Origin of the sequence: Chryseobacterium culicis (genome assembly GCF_002979755.1) — a bacterium.
Lineage (GTDB): Bacteria > Bacteroidota > Bacteroidia > Flavobacteriales > Weeksellaceae > Chryseobacterium > Chryseobacterium culicis_A.
Genome location: NZ_PCPP01000001.1, coordinates 443,203 through 461,954, shown reverse-complemented (window position 1 = coordinate 461,954; position 18,752 = coordinate 443,203). Strand labels below are relative to the sequence as shown.

The following is an 18,752-nucleotide window of genomic DNA, read 5'->3' as shown; positions in this document are numbered from 1 at the left end:
TCAATTTAATCTAAACTTATTAATCCTAAATTATTTTATTTGAATTTTTTCCTATACTCACCAGGCGTTACTCCTCTGTGTTTTTTAAAAAGTTTGGAAAGATGGCTTTCATCACTGAACTGAAGTTCATAAGCAATTTCACTTAGACGGACACTGCTGTATTTCAAATAGGTTTCCACCAGCTTTAGTCTGTAATCCAACAGATAATCCTGATAGGAGGTCCCTGTTTGTTGTTTGAAATATTCTCCGAAATAATTCCCGGAAATTCCAAAATGTTCAGCAATCTTCTGAATTCCTGTTTTCTCACGATCCTTTATATTCTGCTGAATATAAGCGATGATCTTCATGATGGAAAAAGCTTTCCGGTTTTCCTGGAGATCAGAAGTTTCACTCTGAATAATATTTCTTGCAATCAGATTGAGAAGGATGGACATACAGTTGCGGATAATAAGATAATCATCTGCTTTATTGTTAAATTCATTGACGATCTGCAGAATAAGAGTTTCTGCAAAATGTTCATCGTTTTTATTTCTGAAGACACATCCTGCCCTTGCGTGATAATTATTACTGATATACTGCAACTTATACAAATTCTCACAGCTTTCAATACGATCAGCTTCCAACCGGATTTTATCAATAAACTCAACCGGACACTGAATACTGATAAGCCGGGCAGCTTTGCTTTCAAAACGATACACTTCCTGCTCCGGAATAATGAAAAGCTTACCCTGAGAGAAATTAATATTCCGCTCATCATACATAAGCGTTCCTTCTCCTTTGACAATATAAACGAATGAAAGAAAAGTCTTTGTTCTGAACATCATCTCTTCTTCTTTCAGTTGTATCTCTCTTACTTCAATCCCTTCAAGATGCATTCCTTTCATTACACACTCAATTTTCCTCCAAAAGTACAATTTTAACAGGATACAAAGCGGGTAATTTTGCATAAAAAAATATGAACACATATCCGAAACGGTGGCAGGCACTCAATTTTCTGATCGCGGGTGCGTTTCTTTCACCCCTGGATTATTTTATTGTTAATATGGCATTACCTTCTATTAAAAAAGCTTTCAATGCCAGTGATCATGAGCTTCAAATGGTCATTGCCATTTATGGACTCACCTATGCTGCGCTTGTTGTTTGCGGCGGACGGCTGGGTGATATTTACGGACGTAAGAAGGTATTTATTTCGGGATTATATACTTTCCTTTTTTCATCCCTAGCCTGTGCTTTTTCTCCGGATGTTACATGGCTCATTATCTTCAGAATGTTCCAGGGCGTTGGGGCATCACTTTTGGCTCCTCAGGTATTAGCTTCCATAAAAGATCTTTTCAGCAGTCAGGAACAGCCTAAAGCTGTAAGTCTTTTCAGTTCTGTATTTGGTCTTGCATCAGTAGTTGGGCAATTGTTCGGTGGAGTTCTCTTAAGCATGCAATGGGGACATTTTTCGTGGGAAATGGTATTTCTTGTGAATGTACCCATTACTGTTATCTGTATTCTGGGAATTCATTTTACGATGGAAGACCGTAATAAAAAGGAACAGACAGGTATTGATTTTATAGGAGCTTTATTGTTGATTCTGGCATTGCTTATGCTCATCTGCCCTCTTATTTTCGGACAGAAATTCGAATGGGCATGGTGGATTTTCGGGGTTCTTCTTGCAGGAATTTTATTATTAATTTCATTTCTACGCTATGAGAAGAAACAATTGCAAAAAAACCGTCCGATACTTATAGATCCGGCATTGCTGCAACAGAAACCCTTTGCATTAAGCCTTCTGATTATTTTCTTTTATAATTTCACAGCAGGTTTATTTATCTGCTACCCTTATTATCTTCAGCAGTTTCTCCATCAAAACTCCATGCAGACAGGTCTGGCTATAGTTCCTTATGGACTTGCCTTTTTCCTGGGACCTTTGGTGACTTCAAAAATAAAACTGACAACCTACAAAATGATGTATACAGGATTAGGATTGTTGATGACAGGGTTTCTGATAAGTGCAGCAGCATTTTATGTTCAGCAAAAACCATCTTTTATTACCCATATTACCTTATTTATTGCAGGGTTTGGGCATGGTACTATTATGCCGGTCATGATGCGGACAGCCATTTCATTGGTTTCTAAAGAAAAAGCCGGACAGGCTTCGGGATTGATAAGCATAGGCATTCAGATTGGAAGTGTCACCGGAGGAGCTGTCATTGGAACATTATTTTTTAATCTGATAAAAATTCTGGGATTCAATGAAGCATTTGTAATCGCTGTAGGAATGATTGGTGTTTTTCAACTCACTGGAATATGGGCAGGAAGCAGATTAAGGAAAATCATTGATTAAAAAGACCATTTAAAATAAAAAATACTATACATTTAAATATGAACAATACAGAAAAAATCATTTGGGAAATAGAAGAATTCCATAAGAATATTGAAAAGTGGTTTCAGGGAAAATCAGAACATCAGGAAAGTCTTTACAAAGCGTTATTATCCGGATTTTCAACGGATTTCAAAATGATCAATGGAAACGGAGACCCTGTTACTTTATCCATATTTGGAGACTGGCTTTCCACCGTATTTGGAAAATTTCCGGAACGTACCATTCAGATTGAAAATATTGAAGTAAATCATTCCGGGCATCATGGCCTTGCCACTTATACTGAAACCCAGGTTACGGGCGAAATCACGACCAAAAGAGCGTCATCAGCCGTTTTTCTTTTGAATGAGGAAAAAGCACTTTGGCTCCACCTTATAGAGCATTGGGTATAAACAACATTGATATATTGAAAGTCAACAGCCCGGATATATATGATATTCGGGCTGGCTGACAAGTTTATTCAGACCAAGGAGAATGCAAAATACAGTCACAGAAATTTTTCCTTTCAAAATTCGGGATCATAAAGGCACAGACATCTGCTTTTATGTTTCCAAAAGTGGTTTCTGTTTTATGTTCAAAGCCTCCGAAAAAAGTGGGAATAATTTTCTTTTTAAAATCATTTCTCGGAAAAGCTTTTATAATCTCTTCACGATGTTCTGTACTCAGGTTTTCATAACCTTCTCCCATCACGTCCAGTCCTACTCCTGAATACATTAAGGCGACTTCATTCTCTTTATGTTCTGCAATACCGATAGTGGTGTGAAGAGCAATGGTATCCCAAACGAGCTGAAGTTTATCCTGAGCAATCCCATGTCCTTTCAAAAAGTCTCTTGCTGCATTGGCTCCATCTACCTCAAATCTCAGATCAGGACTGCTGTAATGAGAGACAAGCCCCAGATCATGAAATACTGAGGCTACATACAACAGCTCAGAATCATGAACTTTGTTTTCACGTTTTGCATTTAATGAGGAAAATAGAAAAACACGAAGAGAATGATTGTAGATAAATTCTGTTCCGTGTTCTAACAGAAGTTCTGTGGCTTCTGTTGCAATTTTACTGTCCGGGATCATGATTCCGGCTACTTCTTTCATACGATTTACTGACATATCTTTACATAATTTTATCCAAAGGTATCATGATTACCGATGCCTGAGAATATCAATAAATACCGATGACATGTCAAAATTTCGATCCCGTTTACATTCCAATATGAATGAAATGACTGCGATAGTTTGCCGGAGATATTTCTGTATTTTTTTTAAAGAAATGACTGAACTGTTCCGATGTACTGAAATTAAGCTGATAGGCAATGTCTTTTACAGAATGAGCGCTGAACTGAAGGAGTCTTTTGGCTTCCGCAATAATCTGTCCGTTGATGATTTCTTTTGCGCTTTTATGGCAACACCGCTTACACAGTTCACTAAGTCTTCTCGGTGTAATATTCAACAGTTCTGAATATTCACTGACTGCATGAAGACTGTGATACTGACTGCTCAGCAGATCCATAAACTTGCGGTAAATAATATAATCCTGGCTGTCAAAAGTTTCTTCCGATACGATTTTTACATTCGCCAGTTTTATCATAATGATTTTTAAATAGGCCGCCAGTACATCCATTTGATTGGTATAAGACTCCGTTTGGTATTCTGTCAGTAAATTTTTAAACAAGCTTACAAATTCATCTGTTTCAGCCTGATCCGGTATCAGTTTTTGATTTGCAGCGGCATTATTAAACAACACAGCCTTGCAATTGCTGGCACTGGAAGGTACTTTTTCCCAAAAACAGTCCCCAAAGGAAATATAATAACCACGGATATCCGTATTATTTTCAAACCTGCAGATCTGGCCTTTAGACAGTAAAAAAATTTCCTGATCTTCTATATCAAAAGAATGTTCGTCTACGGTCAGTATTCCTCTACCCTTTTCGATCATCAAAATATGGTGATAATTAAGTCTCACAAAACCTCTTGAGTACGGTATATCATTCTCCAGCCGTTTTACAGAAAAAGAATGATCAATAACAGATTCGGTTAAAATTTCTGAGACCATTTTCATGAAAGTAAATTTTAAATAAAGATAAACAGTATTTGAAATGCAACATTAGTCAATGACAACAAGCCGGAACATGTCAAAAAATGCTTAACAGATGTCAAAATTCCCTTGAAAAGAGAGTACGTATTACTTTCTGAAAACTTTCATCTGCCCGGCCATAATTGCCAGTAAAATCCCAAAACAGGCAAAAAGTCCGTAGGAATATCTGAGATCAAAGCTTTCTGCAATATATCCGATAAGAGGCGGGCCCATCAAAAATCCTAAAAATGAGATGCTGGATACAAAAGACAAAGCAATACTGGGAGCTACTGTACTCACTTTTCCCACCGTACTATAAACGGATGGCACACTCAGAGAACTTCCAAGGCCAATAATCATAAAAGCGATGATGCAGATCCATAATTCCGGGAAGAAAACACTTAGAAAAAGTCCTCCGCTCATCAGGATTCCACAACACTGCAAAACGATCTTTTTCCCATACTTTTCAATAATTCTGTTCCCGATGAAACGACCTAAAGTCATCATTAAAATAAAACTCGTATATCCCAGTATAACAAGATTCTCCGGTGCTTTAACTATCGTTTGAAAATACACTCCGCTCCAGTCGAACATTGCCCCTTCAATCGCCATACTCAGGAATCCTATAACTCCCAGTCCCAACAGTGTTGGATTCACAAATTTGAATATTGACCGGGTTTGCGGCTCTGCTTTATGGATAATATTAGTCAGATTTCCTTTGCTATAGAACCAAAGTATCCCAACAAGGATAAAAGTAAAAACAAAATGGTAAAAAGTTCCTACATGGAGATTGATCATTAATAAACCCACAACCGCTCCCGTAAGGCCTGCAAAACACCAAGCTCCGTGATACGAAGAAAGAAGTGTTCTTTTTGTTATAGATTCTATTTCAATAGCCTGTGTATTGATCGCTATATTGCACATATTTCCGGAAACGCCAAAGAAGAACAGAACAACGGCCAGTGTCCAGTAAGAAGGAGCTAACCCGATTAACAAAAGAAAAAAAGGATATAATAAAAAGCATCTTTTAATAATCCAGCTGCTTCCGTAGACACTGATCAGTTTTCCGGCTAAAACCATTGTAGAAAGCTGTCCTATTGGCATGAGAAGCAAAAGGGTTCCCAATTCCGCTTCATTGATCGAAAGAGCATTTTTTATGATGGGAATCCGGCTCGCCCAGGAAGAAAAAACAAGCCCGTGGGCAAAAAAAAGTAAGAAGCAGGCGGTCGGCATTTTTGCATTAAAAGATTCTCTCTCGTTCATTATAACAGGGTAATAAAATTCCTTTTGCAAAGTTAGACCCGGACATGCATTAAAATCTAGTTCATTTTTGTCATTTTTATGTTCCATTTTAACCAATAAGTAGAAAGCAGACTTCAATATGGTAGAAAATCACTGTGTTTTTGAACACTGATCTTCATTTTTCATTAATTTCGTTCTATAAAAATGAACCATGAAAGAAAAATGGATTTCCTATCCAACAATTTTAGAAGGAGAAACCGTTGAATTAATTCCTCTTGAAAAAGAACATCTTGAAGAATTATTTTCTGCTGCTTCAGATAAAGAACTCTGGGCACTGATTCCTACAGACTGTTCAGATAAAGATCTGTTTTATAAAAGCTATGAATTTGCCTTGTCAGAAAGGGAAACCGGAAATCAATATCCGTTTGTAATCCGTCATAAAGAAACCGGAAAACTGATCGGTTCCACCCGTTTTTTTGAAATATACCCTGCAGACAGAAAGCTGGAAATCGGATGGACATGGATTACCAAGGAATTCTGGGGAACAGCCATCAATCTTGAATGCAAATTACTGCTCCTCACCTTCTGCTTTGATATTTTGAAAACAAACAGAGTACAATTAAAAACGAAAGACAATAACTTCAGATCGAGAAAAGCCATCGAAAAAATCGGCGGTGTATTTGAAGGTATTTTACGCAAAGACAAGGTTCTCATTGACGGCAGTACAAGAAATGCTGCTTATTACAGTATTTTAGATGATGAATGGAATGTAGCAAAGCTTAAGATTGAAACCCTGATAAAAGAAAAACAGTCCACTTTATAAACAACAAAAGACAGTATACAATCAATTCCGGATGGGAAAAGATATTATACTGTCAACTTTGTTAAGGCTTAAACCTGAATTCAGTTTATTTTTTATAATTTTCTTTGAAACAAATTCTTCTTTCTTCCATGCTCACTGTAGTATATCTATTCCTTTAGAAAATCCCGATCTGTCTCTAATTAAAAGACTGTCTGTAACTCAGCGGTGTTTTATCGGTTTTCTTTTTAAACAGTTTATTGAATGACTGTGGGTGCTCAAATCCCAGAGCATAGGCAACTTCAGATACAGAGAACCCTGTAGTGGTAAGATATTCTTTCGCTTTTTCAATCAGTTTTTCATGAATATGCTGCTGGGCATTCAGTCCGGTAAGATTACGAAGCATATCACTCAGATAATGAGGAGACAGATGGAGTGTGGAAGCCAGAAATTCTACGGTAGGAAGGCCTTTATTTAAGGTCTCCTGTTGGTTAAAATAATTTTCAAGCACATGATCCAGTTTGGTCAGCAAATCATTATTGACTGTCTTTCTGGTAATAAACTGTCTCTTATAAAAACGGTTGCTGTAATTGAGAAGAACGTCAATATAAGAAACGATAACATCCTGACTGACTTCATCAATGGCTGTATTCAGCTCATTTTCAATATTATTTAGCAATCCTGTTACCGTAGTTTTTTCCTGATCAGACAAATGCAGTGCCTCATTGGTATCGTAAGAAAAGAAACCGAAATTCTTAATATTCTTTGCTAAAGGATAACTTCTGATGAAATCCGGATGCACCAGTAATGTATACCCGGAATATTCAGCATTTTCATCGGTAGAAAGAACCTGTCCTGGCGCTGTGAACATCATTCCTCCTTCATTGAAATCATAATATCCCTGTCCATAGCCCATTTTACCTGTTGTAGAATATTTATAAGAAATTTTATAAAAGTTCAGGATAAAACTTCTCTTCAGCATGCCCTTTTTGATACTCATTTTCGTATTATCCACAAGGCTTACCAATGGATGAAGCGGTTTAGGGAGCTGCAGCATACTGTGCAGTTCTGATATGGATGAAATTTTCAAAGGAACATTATCTTTCTTTTCCATGATATAAAATTATAAATTATTTGTTGGAAAAGACAGTATAAATGAGATTTACTTTATACTGCCTTTCAAAAACCTGATTAAATAAACTGTTTCCCAAACTGCTCTCTAAACACTTCATCACCTAACTCGAGGCGCTGTGCATAAATAGCCTTAGCATCTTCTCCAGCCACATATCGAAGCTGTTTTTTACCATCCGTAGCAGCCTCATACACTACTTCTGCAATCTGTTCCGGTGTAGAAGCAGCTTCCATCATTCCATCCATTTTAGAAAATAAAGACTGGGTCATCTCTTCATAAGCAGGACTGGATGCTGAATCCAATGAACGGCTTACAAAATCAGTCTTGATTCCTCCCGGAGACACCGTTTTAATATCAATTCCCAACATATTAAGCTCAAAAGCTAAGCTTTCACTCCACCCTTCAAGTGCCCATTTGGTAGCGTGATACGTAGAACCTAACGGGAAAGCAACCAGCCCTCCTATAGACGTTGTAGAAATGAACATTCCTTTTTTCTGTTCTCTGAAGTAAGGAATAAATGCCTGTGTAACGCGTATAACCCCTAATAAATTGGTGTCCAGCTGTTTTACGATCTGATCATCAGAAAGAGCCTCCAAAGGTCCTATAAGGCCATACCCTGCGTTATTGTAAACGACATCAATATCTCCAAGCTCAAGAGCCTGCTTCACGGTGGATTGTATCTGTGCCGGATTGGTAACATCCAGAGGAAGTACAGTTACATTCTCCAAAGCTTTAAGATCAGCCGCTGCTTCCGGGTTTCTCATCGTAGCGATTACTTTCCATCCTTTGTTTTGAAATAATTGGGCAGTTGCTTTTCCTAATCCTGTAGAAGCACCTGTTATAAAAATTGTTTTCATTTTTCTTGGTTTAAAATTACAGGACAAAGTTCAGCATTAGAAGAAACGCCGGAGTTGCCAAAATGCGGTAAGCTGTAGCCAAAACGGATGCTGAAATACATTTGTTTTTTGTAAGTTTGTCTTCATCAATTTTTATGGCAGAATATATTCTTGACAACATCAATATCAGTACACTTTCCGTATATGATCTGCTGAAACATACTTCAGACAGTTCGTTTATCGGAATCAGGGATTTCCGTGAGATCTACCCGGTTGCTATTGAAAACAATACAGGAATATTTACCAAGCAATCTTCGTTACAGGATTTTCCGGTGGTCAGTATCAGCAAAATAGGCAGTTCACTGCTTTGCACCTGTACGTGTGACCATCCAAAAGAACAGCTTTGTTCCCATCAGGCAGAGATTATCCACTGTATTATCGAGGATAAAAATTACCGCCTGTTTTTTGATGATATGCTCCGTAAAAAGATGTTTCTCCCTAAAGCCAAGGGATATGGTCTTGAAAATGAACCCGATCTGGATCATTATTTTCAGCTTGAATATACTGACGGGAAAATTGAAATACTCCCCAGAATCAAGGAAATGCTTCCCATAGATGATGTGATGCTTACCAGAGATCTTCTCCCACAGCTTCCTTCTAAACTGGATGAGCTGGCAGTACTTGAAACCGGAAAAAAACAGATATTGGTCATCGGGAAGCACCGTTATTACAATCATATGACCTTCTCACTGATGGAGGCAGAAATAACACAGGCGGGGAAAATCAAGAATCCCGTAACTCCTGTAGATGCCATGCAGCTGATATGGAAAGCAGAGAAACCTGTGGACATTAAATTTTTTACAGCCATTACCTCTTTCCAGAATAATTACAATGAAGATTATAATCCATCAGAACTGGAAGCTTTGAAGCTCATTGTACAAAACCCCCGGGAACTGGAAGTGTATTATCACGACCGGGAAATTGCAGAAACCATTTCGGCAAAGTCTCTTTCTCACACTGAATTAAATACTTTAGATGCGGAGATTCAATTATCTGTATTTAAGAAAGATCCATTTTTTGAAATAACCGGAGAATTGCTGTTCAACGACATTTCTGTTCCTTTCAAAAATATTGTTCTCCGAAATGAGTATTTTGTATATAACCGTAACACTTTCAGCTTTATAGATGATCCGGATATGCTCAGAATCATCCGGTTTTTCAAGGCTAATAATGAGGTTTTACTGGTTCATTCTTCGAAATATGATGCGTTTATGCAGAACATTCTCTCTACGATAGAAGAACGTATTCGTATTAATTACAGCTATATACAGCCTGCAACAAAAGTACAGCTTGAAGATAAAAATTATCAGACCGAAAGAGTCATTTATCTCCGGCAGCAGGAAAATTATATAGGAATTACTCCTGTCATGAAATACGGAAATGTAGAAGTTCCGGTGTATTCCAGGAAGCAGCTTTTTGATACAGATCAGAATGGAAATCCATTCAAAATAGAAAGAAATGAATCTACAGAAGCCCGCTTTACTTCTTTGGTTATGCAGCAGCATCCTGATTTTGAAGAACAGATGGACGGATATCAGTATTTTTATCTTCACAGAGATAAGTTTCTGGATAACAACTGGTTTCTCGATGCATTTGAGACCTGGAGAAATGAAGGAATAATCATACTAGGCTTTAACGAATTAAAAAACAATAAATTAAACGCCCACCGTGCTAAAATCAATATTCAGATTACCAGTGGGCTGGATTGGTTTAATGCCAAATTAAAAGTCGGATTTGGCCCGAAAGATGCTTCCCTGAAACAACTTCACCGTGCGATCCGAAACAAGAGTAAATTTGTTCAGCTGGATGATGGCAGCATGGGAATTCTTCCTGAAGAATGGATAGACAAAATATCCGCTTACTTTCATGCAGGAGAAATTGATGAAGAACTTTTAAAGATTCCGAAAATCAATTTTACGGAAGTTACCGCATTGTTTGAAAAAGAAGTCCTGAGTAAAGAGGTTCAGGAAGAACTTACTTCATATTCCACGAAATTTTCAAAAGTAAAAGACATTCCGGAAGTGGCTATTCCTGCTGAGCTGAATGCTGAACTGAGGGATTATCAGCATGACGGACTGAACTGGCTTAATTTTCTTGACGAGTTCAACTTCGGAGGATGTCTTGCAGACGATATGGGATTGGGAAAAACCATCCAGATCATTGCTTTCATCCTGTCGCAGAGGGAAAAACGAGGCCATACCACTCATCTGGTTGTAGTTCCTACTTCCCTGCTTTTCAACTGGCAGGAAGAAATGAGCAGATTTGCCCCTTCTATAAAAGTTCTGCTGCATTATGGAGCTGACAGACCAAAGACAACGGCTCATATGCCAGACTACGAAGTAGTTCTTACTACCTATGGAATGCTTCTTTCAGATATCCGGTTTCTGAAAAACTTCAATTTCAATTATATTTTTCTGGATGAATCACAGATTATTAAAAATCCGAATTCCGAAAGATACAAAGCAGCACGCCTGCTTCAGTCCAGAAATAGAATTGTACTGACCGGTACTCCTGTCGAAAACAGCACATTTGATCTTTATAGCCAGCTTTCTTTCGCCTGTCCGGGATTGTTGGGAAACAAACAATATTTTAAAGATATTTATGCAATTCCTATTGATAAATTCGAGTACAGCAAACGAGCGGTGGAACTTCAGCAAAAGATCAAACCTTTTATCCTCAGAAGAACGAAAAAGCAGGTTGCAAAAGAACTTCCTGAAAAGACAGAAACCGTAATTTACTGTGAAATGAATACAGAACAGCGCAAGATTTACGATGCCTATGAAAAGGAACTTCGTGAATTTATTGCAGCCAATGATGACGATGACCTGAACAAAAACAGCATGCACGTTCTTACAGGGCTTACAAGGCTCAGACAGATATGTAATTCTCCTGTTTTGATGAAGGAGGGATATTCCGGTGAAAATGCTGTTAAAATCGAAATTCTGATGGAGCAGATCCTTGGCAAATCCAAAGATCATAAAATCCTTGTTTTCTCTCAATTTGTCGGAATGCTGGATCTGATTAAGGCTGAACTGGAAAAGCACAACATTCAGTTTGAATATTTAACGGGACAAAGCAAGAACAGAGGGGAAAAAGTAGCGAATTTCCAGAACAATGAAAATATCCGTGTGTTTCTGATCAGCTTGAAGGCTGGTGGTGTAGGTCTCAACCTTACTCAGGCAGATTATATCTATCTTGTAGATCCCTGGTGGAATCCTGCTTCTGAAAACCAGGCTATTGATCGTAGTTATCGTATAGGACAAACTAAAAATGTAATTGCTGTAAGAATGATTTGTTCCAATACTGTAGAGGAAAAAATACTTACGCTTCAAAAAAAGAAAAAACAACTGGCTCAGAATCTCCTTGCGACTGACGGAAAGAAACTTCAGGGATTGTCTAAGCAGGACCTTATGGATTTACTGGAATCTGGTTCATAATACCGCTAAAAGCGACTCAAATACAGGAGTTCTATTGTTCCTAACATAAAAAAAACCGACAGGTCCTTGCCTGTCGATTAAAAAACAAAAATTGATATGGATATGATTTAGATATGATGTGTCTATTTCTTGATAATCTTTTCTGTGATGAGCTTTTGATTTTTTGTCTGAATTTTAATCAGATAAGTTCCCGGAACAAAACTGTCCATAGAAACCGTTAATGAATTCCCTTCCAGCAGTTTTTGTCCTGACAGATTGTAGATTTCGTATTTTTCCAGTCCTTCTTTCATCTTAATTGTCACTGAGTTTGTTGTAGGATTTGGATAAATTTTCACATTGGCTGAAGCCTCTTTAGAAACTTCTGATGTTGAAAGACTCTCAGGCTGAATATTTAAAGTATAATCCTCTGCCTGCCCAATAAACCAACCTGAAGGACACGGAAGATTCTTCAAAGCTCCCATCCATGAATTGGATTCATATGCTTTTACCAGTCTGAAACGGGTTTCTCCCAGTTGTGCTCCTACCGGAATGGTTATATTACCTGTTGTAACCCCAGATTGCTGACCAGAAACCGGATTGGAGTTATCCAAGTATCCAAGATTAAATTGTTCATCAGCATCAAACTGATTATTATGGTTAAAATCGATATAAGCATAAGCTGATACGGTATCTTGTCCATGCGTTCCTCCTGTAACTGTTATCGGATAGGTATTTCCACGATTAACATTGAAAACTGTTGCTGTGAAATTTTCAAGAACATCAGAATTCCCGTCGAACGCACTGTTTCTAACAACTCCGGCAAATTCTACTGTACTGATCTCACTTACGGTCAAACTTGTAATATTTTCAGTGCCACAATAGGGAGCCGGAAAATTGGCGGTCTGCCCTATAATATTAACAGAATAATCCTCTGTCTGTCCCGCTCTTAAACTGCTATCACATGCAGAACTGATAGAATTTGGAGCTGCAGGATTAGAATACGCCTGAACATTTGTATTTTTAAGAACCCTCATTCTTGTACTTCCGTTGGCTGCAGTGGCAGGAATCGTTATTGTATTGTTGATGGTAAACGCATTGGCTGGATTGGCTGCTTCAAGTCTTCCAATATAGAAACTTTCTCCGGCATCATCAAAATTACCATTCTGATTAAAGTCTATAAAAACAACTACATCACTTGGAAATGTGCTGGAAGGACCAGTCACAGAAATATTGTAATTACTTCCGGATTGTAAATCAGTAGACATTGAGGTAAAATTCTCATAAACCTGTGCGTTCCCGGACTGAACAGGAGATGAATTATTAATGTTCCCGAAAGTTACATGACTAATCATATTGCTGTCAGCTCCATACTGAAAGGTCGGCATACAATACTGTGCCTGTGCATTCATCAGTGAGGCAAGTACAATACCAGAAAGAGTAGTTATTTTTTTCATTTTCTTTGTTAAATTTCTTGGGACAAATTTATATTTATTTAGAATGAATAAAAATAACACAGCAATGATATTTATCAGTTTAATAAAAATAACCTACCAAGGCTCTGTCTGCATACATTTAATAATTTGATTTACTAATGGATAATCAATCTGTTACCCATACGAAAAGATCTTTCTCAATTTTACTTCAAGAAAGATCTTTTTTAATAATAAGGATAAAAATTTAGGATATTTACTGCTTTAGTCTATATTTTCAATAAGAATTGCGGAAGCACCTCCTCCACCATTACAGATGGCAGCAATCCCATATCTTCCTTTTTCCTGACGTAAAACATTCACCAAAGTGGTTACAATTCTTGCTCCTGAAGCCCCAATCGGATGCCCTAATGCAACTGCTCCTCCATATATGTTTACTTTGTTCAGATCATAGCCCAGGATTTTCTGATTGGATAAAATCACCGAGGAATAGGCTTCATTAATTTCGAAAAAGTCGATATCAGACAAACGAAGACCTGTTTGCTTTAGCAACTTTTCAATAGCTACAGAAGGCGAAGTGGTAAACCATTCCGGCGACTGAGCTGCGTCTGCATAGGCTACTATTCTTGCCAGTGGCTTCAGATTATGATGCGCTATAGCTTCGGAAGATCCTAATACTATGGCTGCAGCACCATCATTCAGATTACTGGAATTGGCAGCGGTAAGGGTTCCGTCTGCTTCAAATGCAGGCTTCAGAAGAGCTATTTTCTCAGGAATTAGTTTATCGATATCTTCGTCTTTATCAACGATTACGGCTCCTTTTTTACCTTCAATGGATATTGGGATCAATTCATTACTGAACTTGCCGTTTTTAGCCGCTTCCTGAGCTCTCTGATATGAAAACAGAGCATATTCATCCAGTTCCTGTCTGGTAAGACCATATTTTTTCACGCCTAATTCCGCTGCACTTCCCATGTGGAAATCATTGTATACATCCCACAGTCCATCTTTGATCAGCCCATCAATAAGGCTGGTATCTCCCAGTTTTGTTCCCTGACGGAGCTTTACATAATGCGGAACATTACTCATGCTTTCCATTCCTCCCGTCATTACAATATGGTCCAGACCAAGCTGGATCTGCTGAGCACCCATCATTACTGATTTCATTCCTGAAGCACAGACTTTATTAATTGTTGTCGCATCCTTATCTACAGGAATTCCGGCAAAAATAGCTGCCTGTCTCGCTGGGGACTGCCCCACTCCGGCACTGAGCACATTTCCCATATACACACTGTCTACATGTTCAGGAGCAAGTCCAATGTTTTCGTAGGCATCCCGAATAGCTATAGCTCCTAGCTGAGTTGCTGTAAATCCAGACAAACTTCCCATAAAACCACCTATAGAGGTACGTTTTGCTGATAATATAAATACTTCTTTCATTGATTTACTTTTTAATACCGATCGGTATATTTATGGTTAAAAAAATCCCTTTATTTTGAGCAAGGTAATTACAACAAAGATAATAAAATATACCGATTGGTATATTTAAAAATTAAAAAAAGTCTTACTTCTATGGTAAGACTTTTTTGTTTATGCTCTGCTCAGCTGATCCAGTTTTTTCAGCAGTGTAGGGATTCTGTAAGCACCATGCATCTGTTCTACTTTTATCTGAACATCATCAACGTCAATTCCTCTGGCAGTCACAAAAAGTGGTGTTTTACTTTCCCCACGGAATACACTTCTTCGCTGGGAATCCGGGGTTGTAAATTCATTTTTTGCAATTCCCACAACAGGGGTTTTATCGTCCAATACTTCATAAAGGTGTCCTCCTAAGCCAATTTTTCCCTCATTATCCAGTGTAACATATCCATCCACAATGATAATATCTTCTGGTTTTAATGTTATTTTCTTTAAAAGGCTTACAATGCAGGGTAATTCTCTTTTGTAAAAGGCTCCACTTTCATATTCTGAACTCACAGGGATCTGTTCTATAAAAATTTCCACTTCTTTTTCAGATGACCAGTCTTCAAATGCAATACACACCGTATTGGCATAATCTTCATAATAATAGGTATCGAATGCGTAAATCATATTTCTTTTCCTTAAAAAAACTCTCCGAAATGCCACAATATTCCTGAGGGATCGTGTACAAAACACTCTTTTCCCCAATCCATCGTTCTTACAGGAGTAAGTCTTACATTTTCATATTGATCCGGAAGTCCTAAAGACACCAATTCTTTCCAGAATTCATCAGTATCAGTTACTTCCATAAAGATCATTGTATTATCAACCCATTCTTTGGCATAATAATCCTGAAGATAAAAGCCAATTTCTTCACGTATAAACAGGGATAATTTCGGCTCCAAAACAACTTCTTCAAATCCCAGATCTCTGTAAAAGTTTCTGCTGACTTCAAAATTTTGTGCCCCGATAAAAGGTCTGATAGATTTCAGTTTTGGTGTCATATTTCTTTATTTTTCCAGTCTTTATGGGTCAATTCAAACTTAATCTCATCTTTGCCATGCTTTCCTGCTTCTTTCCAGCCAGATTTTCTATAGAAGTTTTCGGCTCTTGTTCCCGGTGAAGTACCCAGCCATACAAAATCTTTATTCTGTTCAAAATACCAGTCAAGCATGATATCATGAAGTTTTCTGCCAATTCCCTGATTTTCAAAATCCGGATGTACAAAGAGTGCCCATATATTATTCTCTTTAAGGTCTGCAATAGAAAAACCAACAACCTGATTTTTCATCTCACATACCCAGCCTTTTCCTCTTTGAAACAAAAATTCTTCACAGTCTTTATCAGTAACCAATCCCGGATCTGAGAGTATATTTTCTTTCACAGAATTTCTTACCTTCTGAATCTGTGGAATGTCTTCTGGTTTTGCTTCCCGGATCATTATCTTCATGGTAGTTTGTTAGTAAACGCAAAGGCGTTAGATATTTTTAATAATTTTCTGATTATTTTTTATCAACAACAATTCTTTCTTCTCTGTTCGCGATATCCCAGGCTGTTGTAAAAATAAGCTGAGTTCTTTTTTCCAATAGCTGATAATCAATCTTTTCAGGATCATCACCTGGTTTGTGATAATCTTCATGAATACCATCAAAGAAGAATGCTACAGGAATATTGTGTTTGGCGAAGTTATAGTGATCTGAACGGTAATACAATTGTTCAGGGTCATTCAAATCATCGTATTTATAATTCAGTTCCAGATTATTGGTTCTTTTGTTGGCTGCTTCATTAATGACTTTAAGCTGAGAACTTAGCATTTCAGAGCCAATCACATACACATATTGCTTTCCTCTGTTGGCAGGATCGTCACGTCCGATCATATCAATATTAAGATCAACAACCGTATTGGCTAATGGGAAAACAGGGTTTTCAGAATAATATTCTGAACCAAACAGTCCGTGTTCTTCACCTGTAACATGCAGAAACAGGATTGATCTTTTAGGTCCTTTTCCAGCTTTTTTTGCCTGCTGGAATGCTTTAGCGATTTCCATTACGGCTACCGTTCCGCTTCCGTCATCATCTGCCCCGTTGTAAACTACTCCATTTTTGGTTCCTACGTGATCATAATGTGCAGAAACCACCACAATCTCGTCTGGCTTTTCAGTTCCTTCAATAAAAGCTAAAATATTTTCAGAATCAGGAAGATTGCCTCCTCCTCTCTTTTTCATAAATTCAGACGGCACTTTCTGATAGTATGAGCCTAATGCTTTAGGCGCTGAAATACCCAGGGTTTTATAATAATTAATCATATACTCACCCGCTTTTTTCTGTCCTTTGCTTCCGGTATCACGTCCTTCCATATCATCTGCAGCAATGACATACAGGTTTTTCTTTAAATCCTCAGCATTGATCACTTTGTATGCATTATTAAATGCTTTGTTATGTTTTGTAGAAACAGGATGTGAAGCATTCCCGTCAGATATTTTTGCCGTTCCACAACTGGTTACTACAGCCATTGCAAATAACGGAATAAGTATTTTTTTCATAAAGAATAAATTTCTTAAAAATAACAAATTTTATTGAATCCTAACAGGATTAATCCATACGGCAAAATAATATGCAACTCATTACAATTTTAACAACACCTCAATTTTAAATAAAATCTGATATTAAAATTTTATTATATTTGATTAAAATACAAAATAGGTGGATAAAATTTACGGATTTACTCATTATTCCTTTTTCACAGAAATGTCCGAGCTGGCCATCAGGAACGGAAGTTTTGATCTTTCTCTGGGACTTCCCGATTTTGATATAGACGAGCGCCTTACAATATTTTTAAAAGAAGCTGCTGAAAAAGATACTCATCATTATGAGCCTCTTGCCGGCAATCCTCTGCTCATTGAAAGTATCATCCGTTTCAATATCAAACGGCCCCATAGTTTAAGCATTACGAATAAGGAAATCACGATTGTTCCTTGTGCAACTTTTGCTTTATATACCTCCCTTAAATCCATTCTGAATCAGAATGATGAAGTCATTATTATACAGCCTTCCTATTATACCTATGGACCTGCTGTTGTTATGAATGGTGGACTCCCTGTCTATTACGATCTTGATGGTGATTTTACGATCAACTGGGATCAGTTTAAAAGCTGTATTACTGAAAAAACCAGAGCAGTCATTGTGAACTCTCCTCAGAATCCAACCGGGAAGATTTGGAAAAAGGAAGACTGGAATCAACTGTATGAACTGATTAAAGACCGTAATATTTATTTAATTTCGGAAGAAATATATGACACTTATTGTTATGACGGGAATGAACATTACAGTTCTTTTATTCATCCTGAACTCAGGGAAAAGACGTTCTGTATTTTTTCTTTTGGGAAAATGTTTCATACTTCTGGGTGGAAAGTCAGTTATATGCTTGCTTCCGAAGCTTTAACGGCAAAATTTCAATGTCATCAGCAGTATATTTCTTACAGTGCCAATGCTCCGGCTCAATATGCAATAGCCAGATATCTTGATGTATTCGATTCAGCTGTTAATAAAAAACTCATGCAGAAAAAACGGGATACATTTAATGAACTGATCAAGGAAACTCCTCTTCAGGTTGAACAAATGGCGGAAGGAAGTGTTTTCCAGGTTGTTAATTTCAGGAATATTTCTAAAAGCATGACAGATGTAGAATTTTCAAAGTGGCTGACCATTGAGAAAAAGGTTTCCTGTCTTCCGCTTTCTGCTTTTTATAATTCAAGACAGGATTCGGATTATATAAGATTCAGCTTTGCTAAAAAAGACGAGTTGATTATTCAGGCGTTGGAGCATTTGAAGAGAAATCTTTAATATTTCCCACAGATTACACAGATTTTCGCTGATGATTGGGAATATTTTACTTACAAGATATTTATTTACTTTGTATACCAAGTTTATACAGCAA

Annotated in this window: 17 protein-coding genes; 5 read left to right on the top strand and 12 right to left on the bottom strand. The window is 37.5% G+C overall.

What is annotated here, in order from left to right; genetic code table 11:
• Positions 1-35 precede the first annotated feature (35 nt).
• Positions 36-884: an AraC family transcriptional regulator gene (locus CQ022_RS02185; RefSeq protein ID WP_105682562.1), complete on the bottom strand. Its 849-nt coding sequence runs from the start codon at positions 882-884 to the stop codon at positions 36-38.
• Positions 885-955: 71 nt separating this feature from the next.
• Here CQ022_RS02185 and CQ022_RS02180 point away from each other — a divergent pair, with 71 nt between their 5' ends.
• Both CQ022_RS02180 and CQ022_RS02175 read left to right on the top strand, forming a co-directional pair.
• A complete protein-coding gene (locus CQ022_RS02180; RefSeq protein WP_105682563.1) occupies positions 956-2,332 on the top strand; it encodes an MFS transporter in 1,377 nt (458 codons plus the stop codon).
• A 38-nt stretch (positions 2,333-2,370) separates the two neighbouring features.
• On the top strand, positions 2,371-2,760 hold the full coding sequence (locus CQ022_RS02175; protein WP_105682564.1) for a hypothetical protein: 390 nt from the start codon (positions 2,371-2,373) through the stop codon (positions 2,758-2,760).
• Positions 2,761-2,824: 64 nt separating this feature from the next.
• On the opposite strand, the gene CQ022_RS02170 is transcribed toward CQ022_RS02175, so the two are convergent.
• The 3 genes from CQ022_RS02170 to CQ022_RS02160 form a co-directional block, all read right to left on the bottom strand.
• Positions 2,825-3,475: an HD domain-containing protein gene (locus CQ022_RS02170; protein WP_105682565.1), complete on the bottom strand. Its 651-nt coding sequence runs from the start codon at positions 3,473-3,475 to the stop codon at positions 2,825-2,827.
• A gap of 91 nt (positions 3,476-3,566) precedes the next feature.
• Positions 3,567-4,424: a helix-turn-helix domain-containing protein gene (locus CQ022_RS02165; protein WP_105682566.1), complete on the bottom strand. Its 858-nt coding sequence runs from the start codon at positions 4,422-4,424 to the stop codon at positions 3,567-3,569.
• A gap of 123 nt (positions 4,425-4,547) precedes the next feature.
• Positions 4,548-5,702 (bottom strand): MFS transporter, encoded by a 1,155-nt coding sequence (locus CQ022_RS02160; protein WP_105682567.1) that lies wholly within the window; start codon positions 5,700-5,702, stop codon positions 4,548-4,550.
• A gap of 190 nt (positions 5,703-5,892) precedes the next feature.
• On the opposite strand from CQ022_RS02160, the gene CQ022_RS02155 reads away from it, so the two are divergent.
• On the top strand, positions 5,893-6,504 hold the full coding sequence (locus CQ022_RS02155; RefSeq protein ID WP_105682568.1) for a GNAT family N-acetyltransferase: 612 nt from the start codon (positions 5,893-5,895) through the stop codon (positions 6,502-6,504).
• Between the two features lie 175 nt (positions 6,505-6,679).
• Here the strand turns inward: CQ022_RS02155 and CQ022_RS02150 are convergent, their stop codons facing one another.
• Positions 6,680-7,594 carry a helix-turn-helix domain-containing protein gene (locus CQ022_RS02150; protein WP_105682569.1) on the bottom strand — a complete coding sequence of 305 codons (915 nt, stop codon included), beginning with the start codon at positions 7,592-7,594 and terminating at the stop codon, positions 6,680-6,682.
• Positions 7,595-7,671: 77 nt separating this feature from the next.
• Positions 7,672-8,469: an SDR family oxidoreductase gene (locus tag CQ022_RS02145; RefSeq protein WP_105682570.1), complete on the bottom strand. Its 798-nt coding sequence runs from the start codon at positions 8,467-8,469 to the stop codon at positions 7,672-7,674.
• A 134-nt stretch (positions 8,470-8,603) separates the two neighbouring features.
• Here CQ022_RS02145 and CQ022_RS02140 point away from each other — a divergent pair, with 134 nt between their 5' ends.
• Positions 8,604-11,945 (top strand): DEAD/DEAH box helicase, encoded by a 3,342-nt coding sequence (locus tag CQ022_RS02140; RefSeq protein ID WP_105682571.1) that lies wholly within the window; start codon positions 8,604-8,606, stop codon positions 11,943-11,945.
• Between the two features lie 122 nt (positions 11,946-12,067).
• On the opposite strand, the gene CQ022_RS02135 is transcribed toward CQ022_RS02140, so the two are convergent.
• From CQ022_RS02135 to CQ022_RS02110, 6 genes are all read right to left on the bottom strand, one after another.
• Positions 12,068-13,378 carry a T9SS type A sorting domain-containing protein gene (locus tag CQ022_RS02135; protein ID WP_105682572.1) on the bottom strand — a complete coding sequence of 437 codons (1,311 nt, stop codon included), beginning with the start codon at positions 13,376-13,378 and terminating at the stop codon, positions 12,068-12,070.
• A gap of 240 nt (positions 13,379-13,618) precedes the next feature.
• Complete coding sequence (locus CQ022_RS02130) at positions 13,619-14,794, bottom strand: acetyl-CoA C-acyltransferase (RefSeq protein ID WP_105682573.1); 1,176 nt, start codon at positions 14,792-14,794, stop codon at positions 13,619-13,621.
• A gap of 150 nt (positions 14,795-14,944) precedes the next feature.
• The gene (locus tag CQ022_RS02125) at positions 14,945-15,445 is read right to left on the bottom strand and encodes an endonuclease V (protein WP_105682574.1); all 501 of its coding nucleotides are present in this window, start codon (positions 15,443-15,445) and stop codon (positions 14,945-14,947) included.
• Positions 15,446-15,456: 11 nt separating this feature from the next.
• Positions 15,457-15,819, bottom strand: coding sequence for a glyoxalase (locus tag CQ022_RS02120; RefSeq protein WP_105682575.1), 363 nt, complete (start codon positions 15,817-15,819; stop codon positions 15,457-15,459).
• Positions 15,816-16,265, bottom strand: a complete 450-nt coding sequence (locus CQ022_RS02115) for a GNAT family N-acetyltransferase (protein ID WP_228421668.1) — start codon at positions 16,263-16,265, stop codon at positions 15,816-15,818. Before CQ022_RS02115 ends, CQ022_RS02120 begins: the two co-directional genes overlap by 4 nt.
• Positions 16,266-16,317: 52 nt before the next feature.
• Positions 16,318-17,358: a M28 family metallopeptidase gene (locus tag CQ022_RS02110; RefSeq protein ID WP_105682576.1), complete on the bottom strand. Its 1,041-nt coding sequence runs from the start codon at positions 17,356-17,358 to the stop codon at positions 16,318-16,320.
• A 160-nt stretch (positions 17,359-17,518) separates the two neighbouring features.
• On the opposite strand from CQ022_RS02110, the gene CQ022_RS02105 reads away from it, so the two are divergent.
• Positions 17,519-18,658, top strand: coding sequence for an aminotransferase class I/II-fold pyridoxal phosphate-dependent enzyme (locus CQ022_RS02105; protein ID WP_105682577.1), 1,140 nt, complete (start codon positions 17,519-17,521; stop codon positions 18,656-18,658).
• Positions 18,659-18,752: the final 94 nt, after the last annotated feature.

Bases quoted from the DNA above. Each gene is read 5' to 3' on its own strand.
- CQ022_RS02120 (WP_105682575.1), bottom strand. From the start codon at position 15,819: ATGACACCAAAACTGAAATCTATCAGACCTTTTATCGGGGCACAAAAT.
- CQ022_RS02145 (WP_105682570.1), bottom strand. From the start codon at position 8,469: ATGAAAACAATTTTTATAACAGGTGCTTCTACAGGATTAGGAAAAGCA.
- CQ022_RS02180 (WP_105682563.1), top strand. From the start codon at position 956: ATGAACACATATCCGAAACGGTGGCAGGCACTCAATTTTCTGATCGCG.
- CQ022_RS02175 (WP_105682564.1), top strand. From the start codon at position 2,371: ATGAACAATACAGAAAAAATCATTTGGGAAATAGAAGAATTCCATAAG.
- CQ022_RS02115 (WP_228421668.1), bottom strand. From the start codon at position 16,265: ATGAAGATAATGATCCGGGAAGCAAAACCAGAAGACATTCCACAGATT.
- CQ022_RS02150 (WP_105682569.1), bottom strand. From the start codon at position 7,594: ATGGAAAAGAAAGATAATGTTCCTTTGAAAATTTCATCCATATCAGAA.
- CQ022_RS02155 (WP_105682568.1), top strand. From the start codon at position 5,893: ATGAAAGAAAAATGGATTTCCTATCCAACAATTTTAGAAGGAGAAACC.
- CQ022_RS02110 (WP_105682576.1), bottom strand. From the start codon at position 17,358: ATGAAAAAAATACTTATTCCGTTATTTGCAATGGCTGTAGTAACCAGT.
- CQ022_RS02160 (WP_105682567.1), bottom strand. From the start codon at position 5,702: ATGAACGAGAGAGAATCTTTTAATGCAAAAATGCCGACCGCCTGCTTC.
- CQ022_RS02125 (WP_105682574.1), bottom strand. From the start codon at position 15,445: ATGATTTACGCATTCGATACCTATTATTATGAAGATTATGCCAATACG.
- CQ022_RS02130 (WP_105682573.1), bottom strand. From the start codon at position 14,794: ATGAAAGAAGTATTTATATTATCAGCAAAACGTACCTCTATAGGTGGT.
- CQ022_RS02170 (WP_105682565.1), bottom strand. From the start codon at position 3,475: ATGTCAGTAAATCGTATGAAAGAAGTAGCCGGAATCATGATCCCGGAC.
- CQ022_RS02185 (WP_105682562.1), bottom strand. From the start codon at position 884: ATGAAAGGAATGCATCTTGAAGGGATTGAAGTAAGAGAGATACAACTG.
- CQ022_RS02165 (WP_105682566.1), bottom strand. From the start codon at position 4,424: ATGAAAATGGTCTCAGAAATTTTAACCGAATCTGTTATTGATCATTCT.
- CQ022_RS02135 (WP_105682572.1), bottom strand. From the start codon at position 13,378: ATGAAAAAAATAACTACTCTTTCTGGTATTGTACTTGCCTCACTGATG.
- CQ022_RS02140 (WP_105682571.1), top strand. From the start codon at position 8,604: ATGGCAGAATATATTCTTGACAACATCAATATCAGTACACTTTCCGTA.